Source organism: Paenibacillus sp. FSL R10-2199, assembly GCF_038000235.1.
GTDB lineage: Bacteria > Bacillota > Bacilli > Paenibacillales > Paenibacillaceae > Paenibacillus_AQ > Paenibacillus_AQ phytohabitans.
The window spans coordinates 2,175,156-2,199,397 of record NZ_JBBOBO010000001.1; the positions used below are offsets into that span (position 1 = coordinate 2,175,156).

A 24,242-nucleotide genomic window follows, 5' to 3' on the forward strand; every position below is an offset into this window, starting at 1 on the left:
AAGCTCCTTCCTAATCAGCGGTTCTGGGAAGCGGAAGTGTGAGGCGGGCTCTTGCGGCCGCCGGCGAATAAACGGATGAAACCTCCAGCGTAGCCAATACCTTGTCAGCCAGGGATATCCAGGGCTGTACAGCTGCCGCAGATTCGGAGGCAGGTGTTGTACCGCCCGTTGTCCGGGCAAACGCAGGGTACTGATGCAGCGCCGCTATATCGCCGTACGTCAGCTCTGCTGCGGGAATGGCTTCCGCCCGCTGAAGCAGCCGAAGCAGAGAATCGGCAGATGATGGCTCCGGTTCTCCAGCGTAATCTTGCCGTTCCTCAGCATGCGCCCCCGAACTATGTTCATTTGCAAAACGCTCCTGCGCAACTGTTCCCCCCGCAGCAAGCTCTCCCGCACCAAACTCCCGAACGACTTGTTCCCCCGCAGCCCATTCTCCCGCACCAAACTCCCGAACGACCTGTTCCCCCGCCGCAGCAAGTTCTCCCTCACCAAACTCTCGTACGACCTGTTCCCCCGCAGTAAGCTCCCTCTCACCAAACTCCCATACGACCTGTTCCCCCGCCGCCCGCTTCCCCGCAGCACCCTTATTCACTCCGCCGCCCAACACATCAGCCGCCGCCGCATAACAACCGTCCCTTACCAGCAGCCGCACAAGCTCCGGGCGCTGCTCCGCCAGGATGACGGGCAAATGCTCGGCCAGCCAACCCTTGATCTCAAGCTCACGCCCGGCGCATTTGAACAGCCGCACCAGCCGTGTGACCAGCGGCAAGGGCTCCGGATGGAGCTGAGCCGCACTGGTGAAGCAGGCTATCGCTTCATTATCCTCGCCGATCTGCTGGCATGCCTGCCCCAGAAGCGTCCGGGTGAGATAAGTGCCTAGACCGGATTCGGTATGGTAGGCGGGAGGCGAAACTCCGATATCGAGCGCCCGGATCAGCGCAACTTTGGCCTCGGCAAAAGCTGACACCTGCAGCAGCAAAGCCCCTTTTATATGATGAAGATCGGGATAATCCGGGAAGAGGGCAAGCCCCCGTTCACAAGCCTCCAGCGCACCCGGGAGATCACCTGTTACAGCCAGGCAGCGGATTTCGTATTTATACAGCAGATGAATATAGCTCGTATCCGGCTCCACATGGTCCAGCGAAGTCTGGATATGCTCCAGGGCATGCCCGTAATCGCCCAGCCGCATATATTCAACCGCCATATTGAAATGATGAAAAGCATCCCCGGGATTCAGCTTCAGCTGTTCCTTAAGCAGCCCGATATTGCGGCTGATTTTATCTTTCTTCTCCACAACCCCGTCGGCATAGCCGTAATGATGAACAACGACAGTGCTCATATGCATCGCGGCGGCCGGGGTTTCCTGCACAATCACAGCGGCGATCTGCTCATGAATAATACCGCTGAAGCGATAGCTCGCGCGGCGCTTAAACATGCGGAGGATCGGATTGACCGTAATGGTCTGCGAGGCGCGGTCCGTCCCCTTGTGGTTATGAATCCGCACAAAAAACGCCTCATACTCCGTATGCTCCGCGCACACCAGCAATTCTTTTTTACTCCCGGGCTCCAGCTCTTCATCCGCATCCAGCACCAGAATCCAGGTTCCCCGAGCCCCGGCCAGGCCGGCATTGCGTGCGGACGCGAAATCCCCGTTCCAGGGGAACGGGATGATCCGGGCACCGAAGCTGCGGGCGATAGAGACCGTGGAGTCGGTGGAGCCTGTATCCACAATTATGATTTCATCCGCAACGCCGCGTACACTCTGCAGACAGCGGGCCAAAGTGTCGGCTTCATTTTTGACGATCATGCATAAGGAGATCAGCGGTTTGCGCGGTGTTTTTTTCATAAGCTTAGGTCTGCTCCTCTCTGCCGCTGTCTGTAATTCCAAGTCGTGTGCCAGGGCGTGCGGTTCAGCACCTCGATGGAATGGGCAGTCGTGGTCCGATCCTCCTGAAGAGGCCCGTGGGCCTTCTCCCCCTTGAAGCTGTTTGCAACTTCCCCGAGCCCCAGCTCCGCCAAATGCAGATAACATAGCGCCAATCCGGCACTGGCTGCCTCATCCCCGGGAGATTCTTCGAGCGAAAGCCGGTACCAGTCCGCTGCTTCGGCATAATGCCTTTTATCCGCCAGCATCTCTCCGAGATACCGCAGCGTCGATCCCCGCGCTTCTTTGCTGCTGACCAGACGGATGAACAATTCCCCCGCCTCCGCCCGCCAGCCTTCTTCATAGAGCACCTCCGCCAGATCGCCTGTATGAGCAGGGAAACGATCCACAAGCAGCTTACCCAGTGTCACAAGCTCCAGCTTCACAGCGAGCCGGATTACCTCGGTAATGAGCGGAGAGTGGCCGGAATCAGCAACGGCTGCTTGCGGGAGGACTGCTTCTGACGACAACTGTGTATCGATAAAAAGCAATCCGGAGCGCAGCTCCGCAGGCGATTGCAACCATTTCTCCTGCTGGAGTTTCTCGCCAAGCTCCCACGTACAGACCGCTTCAAGGAGCCATAGCTGCCGCATAGTCTCTGTATCCAATTCCCCGGGAGACAGCTGCAAGGGTTGTGCCCGCAGCTTGGCTGCAGTCTTTCTGAACGCATGATATTTCCCGGTGCTGACCCAGGAAGAGAGGATGAGCAGCACAGTACCTGTCTCCAGCGGAAAAAGCTCGGGCGGCAGCTCAGCAATTACCTTATAAGCGCCAAGCTCATATAAAGTGCGGATAATTGCGCCTCTTGCTGCGCTCTGTCCGGTACCGGACAGCTGTATTAGCAGCCCTGCGATGTCCTCATCCGGCACCTCCAGCTGCTGGAAGGCAGAAGCGATGCCCTGCATCGCCGGGAGATACAGCGAATGATGCTGCAGTGAACGGTGAAACAGACGGGCGGCCTCCTCCTGCTTGCCAAGCTGCTGTGAGATAACCCCCATGCGGTGCAGCGGGCGGAAGCTGTCCATGCCTTGTTCGCTGACATACGCTCTGCGTGGAGCCGTGGCGGAAGAAGTGTCCACTGCATGCTGGTAAGACTGATAAGCACGATCAGGAAGCCCCTGGCTCTCCCAGGACTGTCCCTGAATATAGTGTAAGTCGGGATAATCGCCATAACGCGTAAGCTCGTGTGTCAGGAGGCTGTCGAGCGCTTTTACTTTACCGGTGGCCAGATAGATTTTGCATAGATCACGAATCATGGACGGACGGTAGGAGACCTGAAGCGGAGCATGGCCAAGCGTATGGCGCAGCAGTTCTTCGGCTTCCTTCAGCCGCCCGTCCTGACAGCAGGTGACCGCCAGATTATAGCTGTAAAAGGCATCGTCCGGCTCTTCTTCCAGCGCAAGGCGCAGCAGCTGTTCGTTGCGGCTGATTTTATTTTTGGCGCTCATAATGGAGGGCAGGCAGCCGAGGTGAATGATCTCTATGCTGCTGGTTCCGATTGCGGCGGCTCCATGTATTTTTAGAATAGAGGGATCTACACTTTCATGAATTCTTCCGCTGAAAAGATAGCCCTGTCCATTGCGGAATAACCGCACATTACTGTGATACAGACGGTCCTCCGGATTACTCCCCAGCCAGTTCTCTATGCGTACTGAATAAGCTTCGGCTGTGCTGCCTTGCAGGATATCCTTGATTGACTCTATGGAAGTCTGCAATATTTCATCCGCATCCAGCACCAGGATCCAGTCGGTATTCGCGCAGGACAATCCGGAATTGCGTGCTGCCGAGAAATCATTACTCCACCCGACCGCATATACGTCAGCCCCATAAGCCCGGGCAATGTCCATCGTTTGATCTGAAGATCCGGTATCGGTAACGATGATTTCATCAGCACCGCTTAGACTGGCAAGACAGCGGGGCAGGAGCTCGGCTTCATTTTTGACAATCAGCTGCACTCCGAGCGTTGGTTTGGCAGGTTTATTCACGATTGTTCCTCCTTGGCGGGCCATATCATTAGGTACTGCTTATTGCTAGTTGAGGCACAGGGTCGCGTTTTGCCGTCTTATGTAGAAGCAGAATGCTGCACAGGAAAGAGTACATGGATATCCATGCACTCTTTGCTTCTGCATCATATGACGGGCATTTCTTTTACGTTCCTTGTGCATCAAAAATGACATTAAGCGTAGAAGCCGCACCCGGCGTAGAGGATTGATAGGACAGGCGGGTGTATTTCAGGAACCGTGCAGGCACGATGACGTCAACCGAACCAGCCGGCAGCGGATTGTCGCCTGTAGTATCCACGAAATAGTTAGTTCCGTCCGCGCTGATCTCAACACGGGTATTCACCGGATTGGCTCCGGTATTCACAATGAAATAAGAATAGGTGCCCAGTACGCTGGTATTATTGGCTGGCAAAGGCGTGTAGGTATCTGAAGTTGCAATTCCGGTTGTAGCCAGCTCAATAAAGCTGCGTTGTGAAATCGAGGTTACGCTGCTCAGCGTACCGGCAGTGATCGTAGCGCCAAGCACGCTAGTGATCGTACCATCTAGCAAGTTGGTGACTGTACCAGCCGAAGACAATGTACCAGCAGTAATCGTAGCGCCGAGCACGCTAGTAATCGTACCATCGAGCAGGTTGGTAACCGTACCAGCTGAAGACAATGTACCGGCAGTAATCGTAGCCCCGAGCACACTAGTAATCGTGCCGTCGAGCAGGTTAGTAACCGTACCAGCGGATGACAATGTACCAGCAGTAATCGTAGCGCCAAGCACGCTAGTGATGGTACCATCGAGCAGGTTAGTAACCGTACCAGCGGATGACAATGTACCGGCAGTAATCGTAGCACCAAGCACGCTAGTAATCGTACCATCGAGCAGGTTAGTAACCGTACCAGCCGAAGACAATGTACCAGCAGTAATCGTAGCGCCGAGCACGCTAGTAATCGTACCATCGAGCAGGTTAGTAACCGTACCAGCCGAAGACAACGTACCAGCAGTAATCGTAGCGCCAAGCACACTAGTAATCGTACCATCCAACAGGTTAGTAACTGTACCAGCCGAAGACAATGTACCGGCAGTAATCGTAGCACCAAGCACACTGGTGATTGTACCGGCAAGGATGTTAGTAACCGTACCAGCTGAAGACAATGTACCAGCAGTAATCGTAGCGCCGAGCACGCTAGTGATGGTACCATCGAGCAGGTTAGTAACCGTACCAGCGGAAGACAATGTACCAGCAGTAATCGTAGCGCCAAGCACGCTAGTAATCGTACCGTCCAGCAGGTTGGTTAACGTACCAGCAGTAATCGTAGCGCCGAGCACGCTAGTAATCGTACCGTCCAGCAGGTTGGTTAACGTACCAGCAGTAATCGTAGCGCCAAGCACGCTAGTGATGGTACCATCGAGCAGGTTGGTAACCGTACCGGCTGAAGACAATGTACCGGCAGTAATCGTAGCCCCGAGCACACTAGTAATCGTGCCGTCGAGCAGGTTAGTAACCGTACCAGCTGACGACAATGTACCAGCAGTAATCGTAGCGCCAAGCACGCTAGTAATCGTACCATCGAGCAGGTTGGTAACCGTACCGGCTGAAGACAATGTACCGGCAGTAATCGTAGCCCCGAGCACACTAGTAATCGTACCGGCAAGGATGTTGGTAACTGTACCGGCAGATGTTAATGTACCAGCAGTAATCGTAGCGCCAAGCACGCTAGTAATCGTACCATCCAACAGGTTAGTAACTGTACCAGCCGAAGACAACGTACCAGCAGTAATCGTAGCGCCAAGCACACTAGTAATCGTACCGGCAAGGATGTTAGTAACCGTACCAGCTGACGACAATGTACCGGCAGTAATCGTAGCACCAAGCACGCTAGTAATCGTACCATCCAACAGGTTAGTAACTGTACCAGCCGAAGACAACGTACCAGCAGTAATCGTAGCGCCGAGCACGCTAGTAATCGTACCGGCGAGGATATTGGTGACTGTACCAGCCGAAGACAATGTACCAGCAGTAATCGTAGCGCCAAGCACGCTAGTAATCGTACCGGCAAGGATGTTGGTAACTGTACCGGCAGATGTTAATGTACCAGCGGTGATCGTAGCGCCAAGCACGCTAGTAATCGTACCGGCAAGGATGTTGGTAACTGTACCGGCAGATGTTAATGTACCAGCAGTAATCGTAGCCCCGAGCACGCTGGAGATGGTTCCGTTTAAGATAACGGTGGTCAGATTTCCGCTGGCATCCGTTGTCAGTGGGCGGTCAATCAGAGTCGAAGGGTCCCGGCCGAAAATAAGCGTGCGCAGATTGTCCGGATTGGCTTGAAATGAACTGAAATTCGGCAAAGTTATTCATCCTTTCTTCATAGAATGGATATCGTCTGCTTACTCATGAAAAAACCCAAACCGTCGTCTGGGTCTCAAGCATATATAAGCTGGCGGGTGGAACAGGGTGAAGCCTGTACGTTTAAGCTGGACCATTCGAATGGTGTGATATTACTATATGGAGAATTTAAGAGGATGACTGGGTTGCGGGTGCAAAAATACGCATATTACCGAACAACCTGCCAGACGTCCTTGCATACTATGAGAATATGCTAGAACGAGGGAGGGTAAAGCTATGCCCAATGATGCTGTATTCAACCAGAACAGCCAGCCGCTGTATACAGAGCAGGTCAACACCTATATTGCTCCCGGTATTGATACCCTTCCTGAGGCGGGAGCCGCCATGTCAGGCTTATTGTTCGGGTTTTCCTTTGCTTCCACAGTTACTACTGCAGCTCCGCTTGTGATGCAGGTATCCAATCCGGGCGGCAACGGACGTACGGTGTATATTTCGCGCGTAATCGCGAGCACCGGGACAGCAGCGGTAACCTTAACACTGCTGCGCAATGCAACAGTCGGGGGATCTATCGTAACCCCGGTCAACTATAACTTCGGCAGCGCGGTCACCAGTGTGACGACTGCACGGACAGCAACGGCGGCACCCACCGGAAGTCCGGCAACGTTAATGTCGCTGCTGCTGGCCACAGGTCCGGTGATTCTTGATTTGGACGGAAGAATAATTCTGTCCCCCGGCAGCTCGCTTACGATAAGCATTACAATTGCATCTGGCAGTACAGCGGCTACCGGGAACATCAGCTGGTGGGAGAACTAGAACCAGACCCGAACGGGAGGGAGCGGCTCATGCCTAATAATTATGTAATTAATGACAATGACCAGCCGGTCTATGTAGAGATGACGAATACTTTTCGGGCACCGGACATTAGCGCACCGCCGGAGATAAGCGCTTCCCAGTCTGCCGTTTTATTCTCGGCGAATGCTTCGAACTCGGCAACGATTGTCCTGGGACTTGCTTCTGCCATCATCACAGTGCGCATCAATAATCCGGCCGGCAGCGGCAGAACCTTGTATTTATCCCGCGTAAGCGGCAGTATCGGCGGGACCTCGCTGCTGACCTCCATCTCAGGAACCTTTACCATTGTTAGAGGAGGCACAATCACTTCGCCTGCTACTGTAACTCCGGTGAACAATAATCTGGGCAGCCCGGCGGCCAGTGCCATGACGGTTCAGTCCTCTACCGCGGCAATCACCGGAGGAAGCGTATTAGCCACTTATCAATTAGCGCCGGGAGTATTTACTCCGGCCTTTACCGGAAGTATCATCGTTCCGCCTAACAATGCAATCAGCATCAATGTAACCTCCTCAAGTGCTGCGGTCGGAACCATTATCTCTGCGCTGAGTCTGACCTGGTGGGAGAGATAACCGCTGTTTTGCAGTCGGTTCATAGCAGGAAAAGGGAGTAAACCTTGACTTCAGCACTGTTAAGGTTTATTTTTCTATAAATGGATAAAATGGATATTAATAAGGGGTGAAATGAGGATACATGAAGGATAGCTGCTTGTTTATACATGGCTTCACCGGAGGCGAATATGAGGTTGCTCCATTGTCCCAGTATCTCGGAGCGCATGATTGCCTGTCCAGAACGTTTACGTTACAGGGACACGGGGGCAGCCGCAGTGATCTGCTCCAGTCGGACCGCCAGGGTTGGCGGCAAAGCGCCGAGGATGAGCTGAGTACATTGCTGACCCGGACAGAGGGCGTACATCTGATAGGTTTTTCTACAGGAGCGCTGATTGCTTCCCATCTATCGGTTCAATATAAGGCCAGGATCAAATCACTGACTTTGCTGTCCACCCCTGTATTTCCGCTGAATCCGGTCGAGATCCTGCGGACGCTGGGGCAGCCGGAGATGATCAGGAATTACATCCGTAAATGGGGCTCCACTCCCGCGAAGGCCACAAGAGAATTTCAGCGTCTGGTCCGCGAGAGCTTTGAGATCTATCCGCAGATGGATCTGCCAACCCTCATTGTGCAGGGCAGGCGCGATCATCTGGTGAAATTCAAAAGTGCAGGCTATCTGGAGCAGACCATCCCCTCCGGCCGCAAGCAGGTGCTGATTATGGAAAAGAGCGGGCATATGGTCTGCCACAGCGAGGAGAGCCCGGCGATGATGAGGGAAGTACTGCAGTTTATCCGCAGCTCCGGTCATTAATTCAGGGAAGGTAGACGGACAAGCCGAAGAGCCCCTTTTCACAATTCAGTGGAAGGGGCTCTTCGGCATGCAGTTCTTATTGTATGATTTCACATTGACATTGCCTATAGTGCGTGTTAATTTCAATTTAAGGAAACCGGTTTCCCCGGATGGGGCCGGTATAGCCCAGCCAAGTCCAGTCCGGGTTATTCATTCGGACGAATTGCCTCATTTAATCTATTCAGTCCGCAGACTACTTACTGCTTCGCAGGGAAGACAACCTTGGAATCAGCACCGGCTCCAGCAGCTGTCCGCTCTCAGTAGTGACCGTGGTGCCAAGCCTGTCCATTAACAACCGTCCTGCGGAGACCCCGAGCTGGAAGGTATCCATATTGAGTGAAGTTAGCGGAGGTGTGGTATAGGGAGACAGCGGGTATTCATCGAACGTGGCGATGCCCAGCTGCGCCGGAATCTGAACATTCAGTTCCCGGGCAGCCTGGAGCACTCCAAAAGCAGAGAAGTTACTCATGCAGACAATAGCATCTGGCGGTTCTGCGCTTTGCAGCAGCTGTATAGCCGCGTCATAGCCATCCTCTTCGGCTGCTCTGCCATTGATAATCCGGTCGCTGCGCACCGGAAGTCCCGCCTGACGCAGTGTGGCCGTATAACCGGCGATACGGCGCAGGAACAGAGGCTCGTTCTGCTCGCCGCCAATAAAAGCAACCGAGGAATATCCCTGCTCCAGCAGATGCTTAGTCAGCACGGTTCCTCCCAGCTCATTGTCACAATCGACCCATGTTCCTGGAGGATTAATTTCACCGATCGAGATATAGGGGAACTCCAGCCTGTTAAGCTCTGCGCATAGCTCAGGAGTCAGCACAGAAGTGTTGGCAATGATACCGTCCACCCGCTTATTCAGCACCAGTCTGTGCAGGAAATGCCCCTCAGCCTGATCATGCTGAATGTTGGCAATGGTCAGCTCATATTTCAGAGGTCCGATGACGCTCTCCACCCCGCCGATAATGTTATAAAAGAACTGATTCAAAAATTCGCTTTCCTTAGACATATCGATCAGGATTGCGACCGTATTACTGCTTTGTCTGGCAAGTCCGGTGGCAATACTGCTGGGAGTATAGTTCATCTGTTTAATAATATCCCTGACCCGGGTTTTCGTTTCCTCGGATATTTTGGGAGAGTCATTCATTACCTTGGATACGGTGGATTTGGCAACTCCTGCCGCCTGGGCAATATCCTTAATCGTAACTTTCATAGCGATCCCTCTCGGTCATAACGGTATTTGTATTCCATGACAGTGAACTCGTTCTACCTGCCATAATAACACAGATTGTGCAAGCTACTCTATGCAGTACCAAAGGAGACTGAACCTGATGTCCAAGCATTTGTTTCTGTACCATACGGCTGAGGACCCTTTCGCTTTCCCGGCAGGTCCCGGCACCCTTAAATTGCGTTTATTTGTGCAGAGCGGACAGTCGCTCTGCTGTACCGTTATCCATTCCGACCGCTACGATTCACCCGGCAGCGAGCTTCCGCAGGAGATGGAGCGGACCGGTTCTGCCGGGGCCTATGACATTCATGAGGCGGTACTCCGGACGGAGACCGGCAAATGCCGGTACCAGTTCCATATCAAGAATCCCGCAGGGGAAAATGTATGGTATGGGGAGAGGGGAATGTCGGAGAACCGGGAGCAGGCAGGGGCTTTTCAATATGCATATATTCACCGTCCGCAGGCAACCCTGCTGCCTTCCTGGACTGCAGATGCGATTGTTTATCAGATTTATCCCAGCAGCTACAACCAGGGGACGTTACAAGGCATTGCGGACAAAATCCCCTATTTGCACGGGCTGGGTGTGACCGCCATTTATATGACTCCGATCTTCGAATCGCCTTCTGAGCATAAATACAATACATCCGATTATTACAAGGTGGACCCGGGCTTTGGTACGATGGAGGATCTGAGAATGCTGGTTGATACAGCACACCGACACGGGATGAAGGTTCTGCTCGATGCGGTATTCAATCATGCCGGGGATACGTTCTTTGCCTTCAAAGATGTGTTGGAGCGGGGAGAGGCATCGCCGTATAAAGACTGGTTCTATATCCGTTCTTTCCCTGTACGCCAGGCGCCGGTTCCCAGCTATGAGACCTTCGCCAAAGCGGAAGCCAGCATGCCGAAGCTGAAAATGGATCATCCGGATGTAGCTGATTATATGATGGAGGTAGCCAAGTATTGGGTACGGGAGGCGGGAATCGACGGATGGAGGCTGGATGTGGCCAATGAAGTATCCCCGGCCTTTTGGCCGAGGTTCCGCCGGGAATTGAAGGCCGAGTTCCCCGACCTCCTGCTGATTGGTGAGATTATGCATGCTTCCGGACCGTGGCTCCGGGGAGACCAGTTCGACGGCGGGATGAACTACGTGCTGCGGGATGCGGTGCTGGAGTTTTTTGCCGGACAATCTGCGGGCCCGGTCCGCTTCATGGAACAGGTGCTGCACCAGGAAGCCCTCTATAATGATCAGGCTAATTCAGCTATGTTCCAGCTGCTGGGCAGCCATGACACCTTGCGTTTTCTGACTGCCTGCAAGCAGGGAGGGAGGGGCTGGGACCGTGAATCCACAAGCTTAAGCCGGATGAAGCTGGCTGTATTTTTCCAGATGACCTATATAGGTCTGCCCATGATTTATTACGGTGATGAAGTTGGAATGGAAGGGGCTACGGATCCCCACTGCCGGCAGCCGATGGTCTGGGAGGCTCAGGATCAGAATATCCTGCTGCAGGAATGGTACAAACAGCTGATCTCTCTGCGAAAAGAACATGAAGTGCTGCGGACAGGCGGATTCCGCCCGTGGTTTACAGACGAGCCGCGCAATGTCCTAGGTTATGTGCGGCGCAGTGAGCAGGACCGGATGGGCCTTATTATCAATAATTCTCCTAATGCGTACCAGCTTGAGCTATGCAATTACCGCCCGGACAAAACTGTGCTGGTTGATCTGTTGAGCGGACTCACCATCCGCACCGATAAGCGGATGCTTGTGGAGATTGAGCCGTTTGGCTGCCTGATGCTGCATTAAATGAAGATCTGCATGAAGCAGAGGCTCACTTCTTATTTTTGTTTTTTTTGAGCTGCCGGAATTCCTGGTTCTCCCACTGTTTGAGCAGCGGGTAGGGATCGAAGGCCCATTCGGTAATTCCGCGGTCACGGTAGATCCCGTAATGCAGATGGGGCGGGAATTTGCCCTGGGTGCCCGGACTGCCGTAGCCGGAGCTGCCGACCCAGCCGATGGTCTGGCCTGGAATCACAATATCCCCCCGGGATAAGGACTTCTCATAACCCATCAAATGCGCGTAATAATGGTAGCGGTTCTCGATATCACGAATGCCGATCCGCCAGCCGCCGTAACGGTTCCAGCCCTTGGTCTCCACCACTCCGAAGCAGGTGCTGCGGACGGTCAAGCCATGCGGTGCGAACAAGTCCGTCCCTTCGTGGACACGCGCCCCGCCCCAGCTCCGGCCTGTTCCCCAGGTGCTGCGGTAGGCGTAGTTCGTACCTATCGGCAGCGGGAAGGCGCTGCCTGACAAGTCAAGCCGCCCGAAATGCTCATACAGCTTGGCGAACTGGGCTATCCGCTGAGCTGCACGGCCGTTATGATAATACTCCCAGATGCCGATGCTGAAGTCGCTGGAGGATCTGCCGTACTTAAGCAGATGCTCTGCCATGCTATAGAGCACATCAATGTCATTCCCGGGATCGGCAATGCCGTCTCCCGTGCCGTCACGGCCGAAGCCGCCGAAGAAGGTGATGGATTCCGGGAACTTATCCTCCTGATTAGGGTTCAGGGGTCCGGACCATACGGGGGCAGGGATGGAGATACCGGTGAGCCGGGCGGGAGCTGCTGCAGGGTCTGTTTCTGACGCCGCAGGGCTTTTTTTCTTTTTGGCGACAGACCGTTCATATTGATCAATCGCAGCGAACCGGAACCAGGGAATTCCGGTTGCTGCACTCATCTGTTCATAGAGCCCTTTGCGTGCAGCGGCGGCGGCTTCTTTGCTGTCTGCGGCTACGGGACCGCTGGACGTCAGCAACGGCAGCTTATGATAACGGGCAGCGTGGGCGGGGGTACTCATAGCAGGGCTGCTGCCCCAGAGCAAGGCGGCTGCCGACATGCATATAAGGGTTCTCCGGGTGTTATAACTTCTGAATAGGGCAGGCATAATCTCAACCTCCTGTGTTCCGGACGCTTAGTCATCTATACATCCTCATGAAATGGCACCTTGCAGGTGCTTTTCTTTAGATTGAAGCAAAAGCGTTATTTTTATCCGTTACCGCCCAAAGGTTCACAAAAACAGGCAAATGACTATTCCACATGCTATAATATGAGGCAGCAACTTTTAACTATGAAAATGACATTCAGATCGAAAGCGGGGTTTCATCATTTTGACTAATAGAACAGCCAAACAGCCCAAGCCAGACTGGATCAAAATCAAGTTAACCACCGGTGAAGATTATCAGGAAATTAAGGGCATGATGCGTTCCAAGACGTTACATACCGTATGTGAAGAAGCGCGCTGTCCGAATATTTATGAATGCTGGGCGAACCGTACGGCAACCTTCATGATTCTGGGTGATATTTGCACACGGGCCTGCCGTTTCTGCGCTGTAAATACAGGCTTGCCGACTGAACTCGATCTGCTCGAACCCGAACGTGTAGCTGAAGCTGCAGAAGGGATGATGCTTAAGCATTGTGTGGTTACCAGCGTGGCCCGCGATGATCTTAAGGATGGGGGCGCGCAGATTTTTGCCGAGACGGTAGCCGCTATTCGTAAGCGTCTTCCTCTGTGCAGCGTAGAGGTACTGATTCCCGATTTCCTGGGCGACCGCGGGAGTCTGGAGATCGTGATGAACAGCAATCCGGATATTCTGAATCACAATATTGAGACCGTGGAACGCATGTCGGACCGTGTCCGGGCCAGAGCCAAATACCGCCGTTCCCTGGAGCTGCTGCGCCGCGCGAAGGAGATTAAGCCGGATATTCCAACGAAATCGAGCATTATGCTTGGGGTCGGCGAGGAGTGGGACGAAATTCTGCAGGCGATGGATGACCTGAGAGCGGCAGATTGTGATATATTGACATTAGGACAATACCTTCAGCCTTCGCCGAAACATCTGAACGTGGAGAAGTATTATCCGCCGGAAGAATTCGCTATGCTGAAGGAAGAGGGAATGAAGCGCGGCTTCAGCCATGTGGAGGCGGGTCCGCTGGTGCGCAGCTCCTATCATGCGCATGATCAGGTGAAGTCTGCTGCGGTTGCGCGTGAGGCGCGTTCGGTTTCCCAGGCTTAAGTGTAGTGCTTAATCTTATGTGCGTTCTATAATGTAATCTTTACAAAAATTTGCTGTGCAAATTTGCCACGTGACGGAGTCACAGGGGATAGGTTTTAAATGCTTTTTTAAAGTATTAGCTTTAAATTGGCTCTATGCTTTAGCCTTAAGGTTATGGCTTCAGGTTTCAGTTGTTAAGAAGGGGAAAGGACCAATGGCGCGTTAGCGGCGAGGTCCTGGGGTGTACGGTTGCACCACCCCTCCGCGTTGATGGAGTCGCGGAATGACGGCTTATCAACGCCCCCAACCCTCTCATAGAAAGGCAGGCGACACACGCTTGATCGTTATAGGTGGAAAAGGTTACGAGCTCATGCTCGATCATAAGGACGGCTGGAACCCGGAAGCATTTCGCGGAAGATACAGCGAGGTGCTGGACCGCTACGATTATATTATCGGTGACTGGGGGTACAGCCAATTGCGTCTGAAAGGCTTCTACCGGGATAATCACCCCAAGGTGAACCGGGATACGGCTATTTCAGGCATGGTGGATTACATTAATGAATACTGTAATTTTGGCTGTGCATATTTTGTGCTGCACAAGCTGAAGGAAGCTCCGCAGGAGGGAACCTTCAAGGATATTCTGATTAAGGAAGTTCCTGAACCGGGAACGGAGGAAGAACTGGAGCAGGAGTCTGCCGAGCCGGCAGGGAATGTGAAAGATCACCGCGAATCCCCGTCCAAGGGAGGGAACCGGGACAAGGATAACGCAGGCGGTTCGGGCCGGGAGCATGCTGCCAAAGACAGACCTGTGCGTGAACACCAGAGCCGGAATCACCGCAACAAGGAGCAAGGCAAGAAGAACCACAAAGAGTTCCAGGGCCGAGGCCAGCAGCAGGGAAATCAGGGTGGCAATCAAGGCAACTCGAATAATCAAAAGCAGAACAAAGAGAACAGAGAAAATAGAGAGAGCAATTCCAACAGACAGAACAACCAGAACAAGCAGGATAACCCAAGCAACCAAAACAAGCAAGATAACCCAAGCAATCAAAACAAACAGGATAGCCAGAACAGCCAGAATCCGAATAACAGCCAAGGGTAGGCAACGCCTGTTCACGGGGCGGTTATTCCAGGTTTTCTCCGGTGTTTCGGTGCATTCTCCCGCAGTGTCGCTTATGCGCTGCCGATAACCTAAAGAGTCCCTTCAGCCACATGGCTGGAGGGACTCTTTCGATGTCAGTGCAGTATTTTAGCTATGGAGTCCAATTATTTAACCGATAATTTCAGCTGATTTTGGGCAGCGTTATAGCTCCACGTAAGCAGCGGGAACTTTTTCTTGAAGGCACCCAGCTCGATGAAGGTTTCGCCGTCCTGGTATAGCGCCTCTTTGGCGGCCAGGGTGAATCCTGAACTTTTGCCGGCTCCGGTCGTAATCAGCACCTTCTTGTTCTTCGCGTCCCAGGTTACTTCGCTCTCTACAAGTGCGGACAGTACGCGGGAGGAGGCATAGACTTTATCCCCCTGCTTGATCAGACCGACATTTCCGGCAAAAGCAGCACCGTTGATATCCAGAATATGATTGTCACCGGAGGCTGTGATTCCGGTTAGACCGGCGATTTGCAGAGCGGTGATCAGCTGGGCTGTTTTGCCCTTGATCTCAATATCAGGAGCGAGTCCGATGTGGTTGAAATCCTCCTTGCTTGGAGTCAGATACTTCATCGTTGTCAGCTTCAGCTCGCCGCCGTCCGACATGGGAATCAGACTCTGAATCCGCGCCTTGCCGTAAGAACGGGTACCGACGATTGTAGCCAGTTTGTTGTCGCGGAGTGCCCCGGTCAAAGCTTCGGAAGCACTGGCGGTGTATTCATTGGTCAGTACAACAACGGGAACGCCGATTTTGCTGCCGCTTGTGATCGTTACAGGTGTCAGTACGCCGCTCTGATCGGAGGTGTACATCATGATACCGGCATCCATGAACTTGGCGGCAATATTCTGGGCGCTATCCATGTAGCCGCCTGTATTGTCACGCAGATCGAGCACCAGTGACTTCATTCCGGCTGCCCGCATTTTATCCAGCGCTGTGGAGAACTCTTCGTCAGCGGTCTGTGTGAAACCGTTGATGGCAATATAGGCAACCTTGGACCCGATAATTGTGCTGGTAACGGATGTTGTGGTAATTTCACTGCGGGTAACACTGTAGGATTTGCTAACGCCGTCCCGCTGGATCAGCAGAGAGACCTTCGTGCCGGACGCGCCGGCAAGCTCATCGCCTGCCGTATCATCTACCCTTACACCGTTGATCTTAAGAATGATATCCCCGCGTTTCAGACCGGCTTTCTCTGCGGGGGAACCGCTCATCACTTCTTCAATGTAGAGTTCTTTGGGCGTATATACGAGCCGGACGCCGATGCCGACATATTCCAGATCAACCGCGTGGCCGAAGTCAGCGGCTTCCGCCTGATCGAAATATTGGCTGTAGGGATCATCCAGCGTACTTACCATGCCGTCAATCGCACCACGGATGAGCGTATCCTGATCAATACCCTCCACATTGTAGTACTCAAGATATTCCATAATTTCATTGATGATATCCGTTTTGGAGGATTGCACTGCTTCAGTGGAAGCAGCAGCGTCTGCGGCCGAAGCGGCAGGAGCCCAAGCGATGGATAAAGCCAAGCAGCCGCTTAGGGCTGCAGTAAGGATCTTGGCTGATTTCATAAGTTCATACATCCTTTTGATATATTTTGATATTCTAGGATTGCGCACTATCAAAGCTGATGTGATAAGTGTCGTCAATGGTCCATGAGCCGCTTTCCGATTTGCTCAGAATGAAGATGAGGGACTGGGTGTAGCTCTCTCCCGATTCACCGTCTTTTATTGAGACTTCCGTGTAGACCGCAGCTTCGTCGGCCGCATAATAGTAGATATTCGCATTTGTCAGCGAGTAGCTGAGATCATAGGAATCGAAAAGATCCTGCAGATCGGCTGCACTGGCAGCGTCATATTCCTCACCGTAAGAGGTCATTAGTGCCAGGGTTCCATCAACATTCTGGGTAGTCATATTCTGATAATATTTGCTGAGATTATCCTTGATTACTGTGGCGTCACCCTGTGGAAGCACCGCCTGCTTCATGCCTTGCTCGCGTGTAAGCAGCACCGTGGATTCCTGTACCTCCATTCCGGAGATTTTCCAGGACCCGTCCTTACGGACCAGTGTGTACAAATATTCGAACTGCTCATCCGGGATATAATAACCGCCGGTTCTAACCGAGCTTTCGACAGTGTAGACAGTAGCCTCGTCTCCGGCAAGACTCAGAATCTTAAGGCTTGTAATAGTATTCTTGAGGTCGTACAGCTCGAACAGGGAATTCATATCCGTTACAGATTCCATATTATCGGATTCGGAATCTACCAGGGAGTAGAAGCTGATGGCTTTTTCTTCATTATAATATTTATTGGATAATTGAATGAGTGCTGTAATATCCTTCTCATCGCTGGAGGAGGATTGCGGTACGGTAATTTTTACGCTCCGGCTGGCTGAATCCCAGACGGCTGTTCCGCCGGTGGCTTCAGCTATGAAACGCAGCGGTATGTAAGTTGTACCTGCCGTGGATACCGGAGCAACCGTAAGCTGCTTGACCGTACCGTTGACAGTAGCACGTTTGCTGCCGACCTTAAGGCTGATATTCAGGCCTGTACCTGTCCCTGTAACTGTTCCTGTCTTGGAATCCCATAGCACCTGCAGCCCGAGCTTCTCGAATATAACCCGGAAAGGCACCAGCACCGTATTATCCTTCAGATAAGGGGTTCCGGCGGTGAAGGTAAGATTGCTGTTGTTTATGTAGACTTTGATAGGTTTCTCTGCTGCAAAAGCGGGAACGGCCAGTACGAGGGCCAGCAGGCTCACGCCAATGAGGGATAGTAGTTTTTTCAATAGATTCTCTCCTTTTAATTAGCAAACTTTGTAAAATAGGTTCATTATACCATTTGAAAATTCCCTCTGTCCATTTCTTATGAACGATGCTCCGGAGGTAGCAGGACTCCGGGCAGGCGGCATGATAAAGCCGGAGAGGCGGGGCATCTCCGGCTGTAAGAGCAATGGAAAGCAGACGTATCATTTGGTTCGGCTATCCTTCTATTCCCCAGAAATCTTACACTAGAAACGCTTCACGGACACGGTTCCAGAAAGGGAAAGGGCGGTACCGGGCAAAACTGATTTTTTTGTCGGACACCTGGCAACGTACAGAGATCAGATCATCCACAGGAATATTGTTATGGTCCACGGTCAGCAGCAGACGCTGATCCTTGCGCGAGAAAATATCGCAGTGATGATGCTTGGGCAGCAGCAGCGGTGAACCCATCGTGCGGAATACCCGGTTATTAATCGAAGCAATCTCCGAAATCTGCAGCGCCTCGATCGTGGGATGCACCATGGCGCCTCCCAGACTTTTGTTATAAGCGGTACTGCCGGAGGGGGTAGAGATGCAAATGCCGTCACCGCGGAACATTTCGAAGGTTACATCGTTAATATCAATCTGGATGACAACCGTTCCGTCTACGCCTTTAAGTGTGAATTCGTTCAGGGCAATATGCGAGCTTGAACCGGACTTCTTGTGAATTTCCAGTTCAAGGAGCGGATACTGCACCATGCGTGGATTATGCGGCCCTATATCTCCGCACATATAATCGATCAGGGTCGGCAGCTCTTCAGCTTGCCAGTCCGCATAGAAGCCTAGATGCCCGGTATGCACACCGACAAAAGCCAAATTAGGAATCTGGTCGATAAACGTATGAAAAGCATGCAGCATGGTGCCGTCGCCGCCAATCGATATCACAATTTCCGGAGACTTGGCATCCAGCTCCAAATCCCGCTCCGCCGCCAGCTTGTGAAATTGCTCCGCTAGTTGGATGGACAATTCATCTCCGCGGTCCAGAACATAATATCTCAAGATGTACAGGCTCCTTTGTATGATTCAGTCATACACCGATCATAATCAATCTTGACCCGGAACACAATATTTGAATGAGTTAAAAACGCCGCAGCCTGCCCGCCAGCAGCAACAGCAGCGACAGCACAAGCATACAGGCCAGCAGCAGGCAGAGCAGGCTGATGCTGCTGATCAGGGCCGAATCCGGTGAAGCCAGGCCGGAGGCAACGGGCAGCGCCCCCCACTGTCCGGCCAATCCTGAGCTGACCACCGGCTTCCAGAGCAGAAGAACAAGTCCGGCAGAGAGCAGGGCATGCACTAACCGTGCGGCCATAAAGGGAAGGTAACGCAGTCCGGTGCCATTCAGTATACTGGCTACCTGGGCGTGAACGGATAATCCGCCCCAAGAGAGGATGAACGCTGCAGCGGCCACCTTGAACTGCAGCGGAATTCCTGCAGCCGCTTCTCCGGCCGAGCGGGCGCCGAGTGTCACCTCGAATAACCCGCTGACCAGAGCGGCCGAGAGCCCCGGCGGGAATCCGGCCAGGGACAGCAGCCGGCCGGTGGTACTGAACAGCATGGACATAATTCCGGCGCGGGCAAGCAGCTCCATTAGCACATTGAAGAATACTACCAGCCCCCCAACGACAATAATAAGCTGAAGCGAGGACTGGATGGCGTTCCTAAGCAGTTCGCCGAGACTTCGGCCGTCTTTGCGGCGGGCTTCAGCCATGGCATTCATCGCGGTGCGCAGTCTGCCGTAGCTTGGTCCTGACGGGGCTGCAGATGAGGGGGCTGCGGGCGTAGAGGGAGCTGTCCCGGAGTCCCCGGGTCTGCTGCGGCCATGAAATGACATCAGCAGGCCAACGATGAATCCGCCCCCGTAATGGGCAAGGGCGAGGATAAGCCCGAGTGAGGCATCATGGAAGAACCCGACGGACACGGCGCCAAGCAGGAAAATAGGGTCTGAGGAGGTGGTGAAGGCCACCAGCCGCTCCCCTTCCACCTTGCTGATCATACCCTGCTCCCGCAGCTTGGCGGTTAATTTGGCCCCGACGGGATATCCTGACACATATCCCATGGCAGCCACGAATCCGCCGCTGCCGGGTATATTGAAGAGCGGGCGCATAAGCGGATCAAGCAGCGCCCCGAAGAGGTGGACGATGCCAAAGCCCAGCATGATTTCGGAAATGACGAAGAAGGGGAACAGTGAAGGAAACAGCACGTCCCACCAGACAGCCAGCCCGCGAAGTGCCGCATCCAGAGAGCTGGACGGATGGATCAGCATCAGCAGCATGCAGCCCGCCAGCAGGATACCGAGCAGCGGGCCGGCAATTTTGTTCAGTGACATCGATGGCACCTCCAATTCTATGCTTAGTTGTATGCCGGAAGTGGGACAAACAGCACAAAAATAACGCAGAAAGCGGTTACATTTACCGGTGCTTTTTCACCGGAATTATGATATTATAAAATTAATTAATGCACATCTGATCAAGATTGATTTAAGGGATGGAGTGATGGTGATGAGTGTAGTTGCCGGAGTTCTTGTTTGTGCTTTTGTATATGTAATCCGGGTCTCTCTTGTCCCGCCTGGTGATGAAGAATTTAGAACCTACTGACTACAGTAGTTAACGAGCGCTGAACTTAGGTTTGGCGCCTTTTTTTGTGTTTTTTTCCCTTAGGATGCATGTCTTAAGGCAGGGATAACTGTGGAGCTTATTTTTTGGTATAATAAAATAACTGCTTGTCAGATTAACAGGGAAGAAGGCTGAAGCCTCCAATGAATTCGAATGAGAGTCTGTTTGACAACCTGGGAGGTGCCGAGGGAGTTCACCGTCTGGTGGAAGTGTTCTACTCCAAGGTACAGCTCCACCCGCAGCTAAGTCCGTTATTTCCTGAAGATATTACTCCTGTACTGGAGAAGCAATATCAGTTTCTAAGCCAGTTTTTTGGTGGTCCTGCCCTTTATTCGGAGCAGCACGGCCATCCCATGATGAGAGCCAGGCATATGCATATTCCCATCACTCCGGAACGGGCGGATGACTGGCTGAACTGCATGAAGGCCGCACTTGAAGAGACCGGTGTGGAAGAGCCCCTGCGTTCGTTCGTACTCAGCCGGCTGGCGGGTCCTGCGCATCATTTTGTCAATATGCCCCATGAATAAGAGCTGCTGTGAAAGGATGAGGGCATTTTGCCGGAATTAATACCCCTGTATTCAATTAAGGTTGTATGCTGCAACTGCGAACATGAATTTTCAACATCCAGAGTACGTCCCAGTCTCAAAAAAGCCATCCGCCGTGATGCTGATTTCTGCTCGTATTACAAGGATGAGAATCCTGACTATTATGTTGTACGTGTCTGTCCGAAGTGCGGCTTCGCATCCACGGAGAATTCAGCAGACAAACTGGTGGAATGGCAGCGCAAATCTTTTGAAGCGCAGGTGGGCAGACGCTGGGTAACCCGAGACTTCGGGGACAAGCGCAGCTGGGAGGTAGCTCTGGAGACTTACAAGCTGGCTCTGATCTGCGCACAAAGCATCAAGGACAAGGAACGGATCATTGCAAGTCTGCTGCATCATATTGCCTGGCTATACCGCTATCAAGGGGATACGGTACAGGAACAGCGTTTCTTGCGTTACTCGCTTGATGAGTATGTGAAGGTGTTCGAGAATGATTCCTCGGGAGGAAATGATGCCCGTCTGATGTATCTGATCGGGGAGCTTAACCGCCGTGTCGGCGAGTTCACTGTGGCTGTAAGGTGGTTTTCCCGTGTGATTAATGACCAGAGAATTACAGATGCGGCTATGATCCGCGCTTCACGTGAACAGTGGGCCATTCTGCGGGAGCAGATGCGCGGAGAAGAGATTGATCCGGACGGCCTTCCGTCGGCTACATAGAGAACCGTACTTGGATTTTGAATGTCGGTCCGCAGTCATCCGGACACCAAAAAGGCGTAGAAGAGAAAACTCCTCATACGCCTGTATTTGGTGACTGAAGCGGGGGCACTGTCTTCCGCTGCTTAGCGGACAGCCCGGTCGAACAGCAGATAGTCCCCGTCATTGTCGATGACCGTGGGGCTGGCACTGCAGCAGGGGAAGACCAGCAGCTTTTTTTTGCCGTCACGCACGATTTGCAGCTCTTTGGGCTTCATAGGCAGAAGAACATTCTCCTGGTCGCAGAACGGGCAATATTGTACGTACATGTCTCCCAGAATAATATCATAAGGCCAGGTATGGCTAAAGGGAATCATTCCTTGTCCTGCTCTGTACTTGCTTTCTTGGATAATTCGGCGATTTTTTGCAGCAGGATATGTTGAGGCATATGCATCAGGTGTTCCAGCGGAACTCCGAGTTGTTTGGATAACGTAATGGCCGTTTCCGGCGAAATTTGCAGTGGCTTCACAAGGGTGGCCTCCTTAACATTGGTGGACTATCGTAATTCACTTTACCATGGCTGCAGCACAAATACAAAGAAAACCAATATGAACAAAGGAATGGTGAGAATACATGAAACAGCCTTTATCATTGACCTGGGAACTGGAATCCATTTTCCCTGGAGGTTCGGCTTCCCCCCAGTTTGAGAGTTTTTTGAACCATCTGGAAGAAGACATTGAGAGCTTGCGCCGGCAGGTCGCTGCGGCAGTTGCGCCAACCGATGCTGCTTCTACGGAGTCGCTGGACGGTGTGATCGAACTGCTGCAGAGCTGTGCCGGACGCCTCACGCAGGCTGCAGAATTCACCGGCTGTCTGGGAGCCCAGAATCAGCAGGACAAAGGGGCTGTAAGGCTGTCGTCCAAGGTAACTGGCATGCGGGCCGGATTCGAGGGCGTCAGCTCTGCATTCGACAATGTGCTGCGCCAGACTCCGGACGGGGTATGGGCTGAATGGATGGCCCGGCCGGAGATTGCCCCGCTGAGCTTCGTGCTCAGCGAGAGCCGTGATCAGGCCCGTGAGAAGATGAGTCCGGAGCTTGAGAGCCTTGCGCTTGAACTGGCAGTTGACGGATACCATGGCTGGAGCGAGCATTACGAAACGATCGTGAGCCGGGTCCAGATTCCTTTTGAGGATGAAGAAGGCCTGAAGCTGCTGTCTGCCGGCCAAGCCTTCAACAAGCTGGATGACGAGGACCCTGAGGTCCGCAGCACCATGTTCCGCAAATGGGAAGAGGCCTGGGCCGGCGCTGCTGATTATTGTGCCGATACCCTTAACCATCTGGCCGGATTCCGCCTGAAGCTGTACAAAGGCCGGGGCTGGGAGGATGTGCTGAAGGAGCCGCTTGGCATTAACCGTATGACGCGGGAATCGCTCGATGTGATGTGGGAGGTTATTACGAAGAACAAGCCTGCGATTGTGTCCTACCTGCAGCGCAAGGCGAAGCTTCTTGGCCTGGAATCCCTGGCCTGGGTTGATGTGGAAGCGCCTGTCGGCAAGTCCTCCGGCAAAATCCCTTATGAACAAGCGGCAGCCGACATTGTTACCCAGTTCCGCAAATTCAGTCCGAAGCTGGCGGACTTTGCCGAACATGCTTTTGACAATGACTGGATTGAGGTCGAAGACCGTGCGGCCAAACGCCCCGGGGGATTCTGCGTATCATTCCCGGAGAGCAAAGAATCGCGCATCTTTATGACCTACAGCGGTACTCCGTCCAATGTATCGACACTTGCGCATGAGCTCGGTCACGCCTATCATTCGTTCCTGCTGGATGACCAGCCTCTGTTCAACCAGAACTATGCCATGAACGTGGCTGAGACGGCCTCAACCTTCGCTGAAGTCATAGTGGCTGATGCACAGGTGAAATCCGCAGGCAATGCTGAGGAGAAGCTGGCGCTGCTTGAAGCGAAGATTCAGAACAGCGTAGCGTTCTTCATGAATATTCACGCCCGCTTCCTGTTTGAGACCCGCTTCTACGAGAAACGCAAAGAGGGTCTGGTGAATGCGGAAGAACTGTCTGCCCTGATGGAAGAAGCGCAGAAAGAAGCCTTCTGCGGTGTGCTCTCAGAGTACCACCCGCATTTCTGGGCCTCCAAGCTTCATTTCTATATCACGGATGTGCCGTTCTACAACTTCCCTTACACCGTCGGATATATGTTCAGTACCGGACTGTACCGGCTTGCGTTGCAGGAAGGCGCATCCTTTGCTGATAAATATGACAGCCTGCTGAAGGATACCGGAGTCATGACACTGGAGAATCTGGTGTCGAAGCATCTTGGCGTGGACTTGTCCAAGCCGGACTTCTGGCAGGGGGCCGCAGATTTGATTGCTGCAGATATTAATGAATTCCTGGAAATGACAGCGCATCTGGCCTAAGAATTTGTCGGAAATAAGGCGAATTGATTTTTTTGCAGTAAAACAATAGCTGTAGAATATGGTATGAATACGCAAAGCCCCTGGATACAGGGGCTTTTTTAGTAGCGTTTTTGTCGAAAAAGGGCGATATAAGGATGGATTTAGCTAATAGTATTAAGAAATTTGCGCATTCCTAGGGATAATAACCCAATTATGTTGAATAATGTTGTATGCGTTTA

At 52.8% G+C, this 24,242-nt stretch carries 20 protein-coding genes; 9 read left to right on the forward strand and 11 right to left on the reverse strand.

Features of this window, described 5'->3' with window-relative positions; all coding sequences use genetic code 11:
- Positions 1 to 10 precede the first annotated feature (10 nt).
- The 3 genes from NYE33_RS09640 to NYE33_RS09650 all read right to left on the reverse strand — a co-directional run bounded on the left by NYE33_RS09640 (position 11) and on the right by NYE33_RS09650 (position 6,268).
- The gene (locus tag NYE33_RS09640) at positions 11 to 1,846 is read right to left on the reverse strand and encodes a tetratricopeptide repeat-containing glycosyltransferase family 2 protein (RefSeq protein WP_341065586.1); all 1,836 of its coding nucleotides are present in this window, start codon (positions 1,844 to 1,846) and stop codon (positions 11 to 13) included.
- A complete protein-coding gene (locus NYE33_RS09645; protein WP_341065588.1) occupies positions 1,843 to 3,909 on the reverse strand; it encodes a glycosyltransferase in 2,067 nt (688 codons plus the stop codon). Before NYE33_RS09645 ends, NYE33_RS09640 begins: the two co-directional genes overlap by 4 nt.
- A 163-nt stretch (positions 3,910 to 4,072) precedes the next feature.
- Entirely contained in the window at positions 4,073 to 6,268 is a 2,196-nt protein-coding gene (locus NYE33_RS09650) for a beta strand repeat-containing protein (RefSeq protein ID WP_341065590.1), read from the reverse strand.
- 274 nt (positions 6,269 to 6,542) lie between these two features.
- Here NYE33_RS09650 and NYE33_RS09655 point away from each other — a divergent pair, with 274 nt between their 5' ends.
- The 3 genes from NYE33_RS09655 to NYE33_RS09665 all read left to right on the forward strand — a co-directional run bounded on the left by NYE33_RS09655 (position 6,543) and on the right by NYE33_RS09665 (position 8,477).
- A complete protein-coding gene (locus NYE33_RS09655) occupies positions 6,543 to 7,079 on the forward strand; it encodes a hypothetical protein (protein ID WP_042139852.1) in 537 nt (178 codons plus the stop codon).
- A 29-nt stretch (positions 7,080 to 7,108) separates the two neighbouring features.
- Positions 7,109 to 7,687 carry a hypothetical protein gene (locus NYE33_RS09660; protein WP_042139851.1) on the forward strand — a complete coding sequence of 193 codons (579 nt, stop codon included), beginning with the start codon at positions 7,109 to 7,111 and terminating at the stop codon, positions 7,685 to 7,687.
- Positions 7,688 to 7,823: 136 nt separating this feature from the next.
- A complete protein-coding gene (locus NYE33_RS09665) occupies positions 7,824 to 8,477 on the forward strand; it encodes an alpha/beta hydrolase (protein WP_341065593.1) in 654 nt (217 codons plus the stop codon).
- A gap of 232 nt (positions 8,478 to 8,709) precedes the next feature.
- Here the strand turns inward: NYE33_RS09665 and NYE33_RS09670 are convergent, their stop codons facing one another.
- Positions 8,710 to 9,726: a LacI family DNA-binding transcriptional regulator gene (locus NYE33_RS09670; protein ID WP_042139848.1), complete on the reverse strand. Its 1,017-nt coding sequence runs from the start codon at positions 9,724 to 9,726 to the stop codon at positions 8,710 to 8,712.
- Positions 9,727 to 9,844: 118 nt separating this feature from the next.
- On the opposite strand from NYE33_RS09670, the gene NYE33_RS09675 reads away from it, so the two are divergent.
- A complete protein-coding gene (locus NYE33_RS09675; protein WP_341065595.1) occupies positions 9,845 to 11,545 on the forward strand; it encodes an alpha amylase N-terminal ig-like domain-containing protein in 1,701 nt (566 codons plus the stop codon).
- Positions 11,546 to 11,570: 25 nt separating this feature from the next.
- On the opposite strand, the gene NYE33_RS09680 is transcribed toward NYE33_RS09675, so the two are convergent.
- Complete coding sequence (locus tag NYE33_RS09680; RefSeq protein WP_052422093.1) at positions 11,571 to 12,686, reverse strand: M23 family metallopeptidase; 1,116 nt, start codon at positions 12,684 to 12,686, stop codon at positions 11,571 to 11,573.
- A gap of 223 nt (positions 12,687 to 12,909) precedes the next feature.
- Between NYE33_RS09680 and lipA the strand changes: the two genes are divergently transcribed.
- Together lipA and NYE33_RS09690 are read left to right on the forward strand one after the other, a co-directional pair.
- On the forward strand, positions 12,910 to 13,815 hold the full coding sequence (lipA, locus tag NYE33_RS09685) for a lipoyl synthase (RefSeq protein WP_039307183.1): 906 nt from the start codon (positions 12,910 to 12,912) through the stop codon (positions 13,813 to 13,815).
- A 316-nt stretch (positions 13,816 to 14,131) separates the two neighbouring features.
- On the forward strand, positions 14,132 to 14,893 hold the full coding sequence (locus NYE33_RS09690; RefSeq protein ID WP_341065598.1) for a YutD family protein: 762 nt from the start codon (positions 14,132 to 14,134) through the stop codon (positions 14,891 to 14,893).
- 164 nt (positions 14,894 to 15,057) lie between these two features.
- On the opposite strand, the gene NYE33_RS09695 is transcribed toward NYE33_RS09690, so the two are convergent.
- From NYE33_RS09695 to ylbJ, 4 genes are all read right to left on the reverse strand, one after another.
- Positions 15,058 to 16,509: a S41 family peptidase gene (locus NYE33_RS09695; RefSeq protein ID WP_052422092.1), complete on the reverse strand. Its 1,452-nt coding sequence runs from the start codon at positions 16,507 to 16,509 to the stop codon at positions 15,058 to 15,060.
- A 34-nt stretch (positions 16,510 to 16,543) separates the two neighbouring features.
- Positions 16,544 to 17,725: a copper amine oxidase N-terminal domain-containing protein gene (locus NYE33_RS09700; protein ID WP_171720131.1), complete on the reverse strand. Its 1,182-nt coding sequence runs from the start codon at positions 17,723 to 17,725 to the stop codon at positions 16,544 to 16,546.
- Between the two features lie 217 nt (positions 17,726 to 17,942).
- The gene (locus NYE33_RS09705) at positions 17,943 to 18,740 is read right to left on the reverse strand and encodes an NAD kinase (protein ID WP_039307186.1); all 798 of its coding nucleotides are present in this window, start codon (positions 18,738 to 18,740) and stop codon (positions 17,943 to 17,945) included.
- 79 nt (positions 18,741 to 18,819) lie between these two features.
- On the reverse strand, positions 18,820 to 20,070 hold the full coding sequence (gene ylbJ / locus NYE33_RS09710; RefSeq protein ID WP_341065601.1) for a sporulation integral membrane protein YlbJ: 1,251 nt from the start codon (positions 20,068 to 20,070) through the stop codon (positions 18,820 to 18,822).
- Positions 20,071 to 20,499: 429 nt separating this feature from the next.
- Between ylbJ and NYE33_RS09715 the strand changes: the two genes are divergently transcribed.
- Both NYE33_RS09715 and NYE33_RS09720 read left to right on the forward strand, forming a co-directional pair.
- Positions 20,500 to 20,883 carry a globin domain-containing protein gene (locus NYE33_RS09715; protein ID WP_042139845.1) on the forward strand — a complete coding sequence of 128 codons (384 nt, stop codon included), beginning with the start codon at positions 20,500 to 20,502 and terminating at the stop codon, positions 20,881 to 20,883.
- A gap of 27 nt (positions 20,884 to 20,910) precedes the next feature.
- Entirely contained in the window at positions 20,911 to 21,615 is a 705-nt protein-coding gene (locus NYE33_RS09720; protein ID WP_042139844.1) for a DUF2225 domain-containing protein, read from the forward strand.
- Positions 21,616 to 21,737: 122 nt separating this feature from the next.
- On the opposite strand, the gene NYE33_RS09725 is transcribed toward NYE33_RS09720, so the two are convergent.
- Both NYE33_RS09725 and NYE33_RS09730 read right to left on the reverse strand, forming a co-directional pair.
- Positions 21,738 to 21,968, reverse strand: a complete 231-nt coding sequence (locus NYE33_RS09725) for a hypothetical protein (protein ID WP_039307194.1) — start codon at positions 21,966 to 21,968, stop codon at positions 21,738 to 21,740.
- Positions 21,965 to 22,120, reverse strand: a complete 156-nt coding sequence (locus tag NYE33_RS09730) for a YycC family protein (RefSeq protein ID WP_076248154.1) — start codon at positions 22,118 to 22,120, stop codon at positions 21,965 to 21,967. The genes NYE33_RS09725 and NYE33_RS09730 overlap by 4 nt, the downstream gene beginning before the upstream one ends.
- 104 nt (positions 22,121 to 22,224) lie before the next feature.
- Here NYE33_RS09730 and NYE33_RS09735 point away from each other — a divergent pair, with 104 nt between their 5' ends.
- The gene (locus NYE33_RS09735; RefSeq protein WP_341065603.1) at positions 22,225 to 24,024 is read left to right on the forward strand and encodes a M3 family oligoendopeptidase; all 1,800 of its coding nucleotides are present in this window, start codon (positions 22,225 to 22,227) and stop codon (positions 24,022 to 24,024) included.
- Positions 24,025 to 24,242 lie beyond the last annotated feature (218 nt).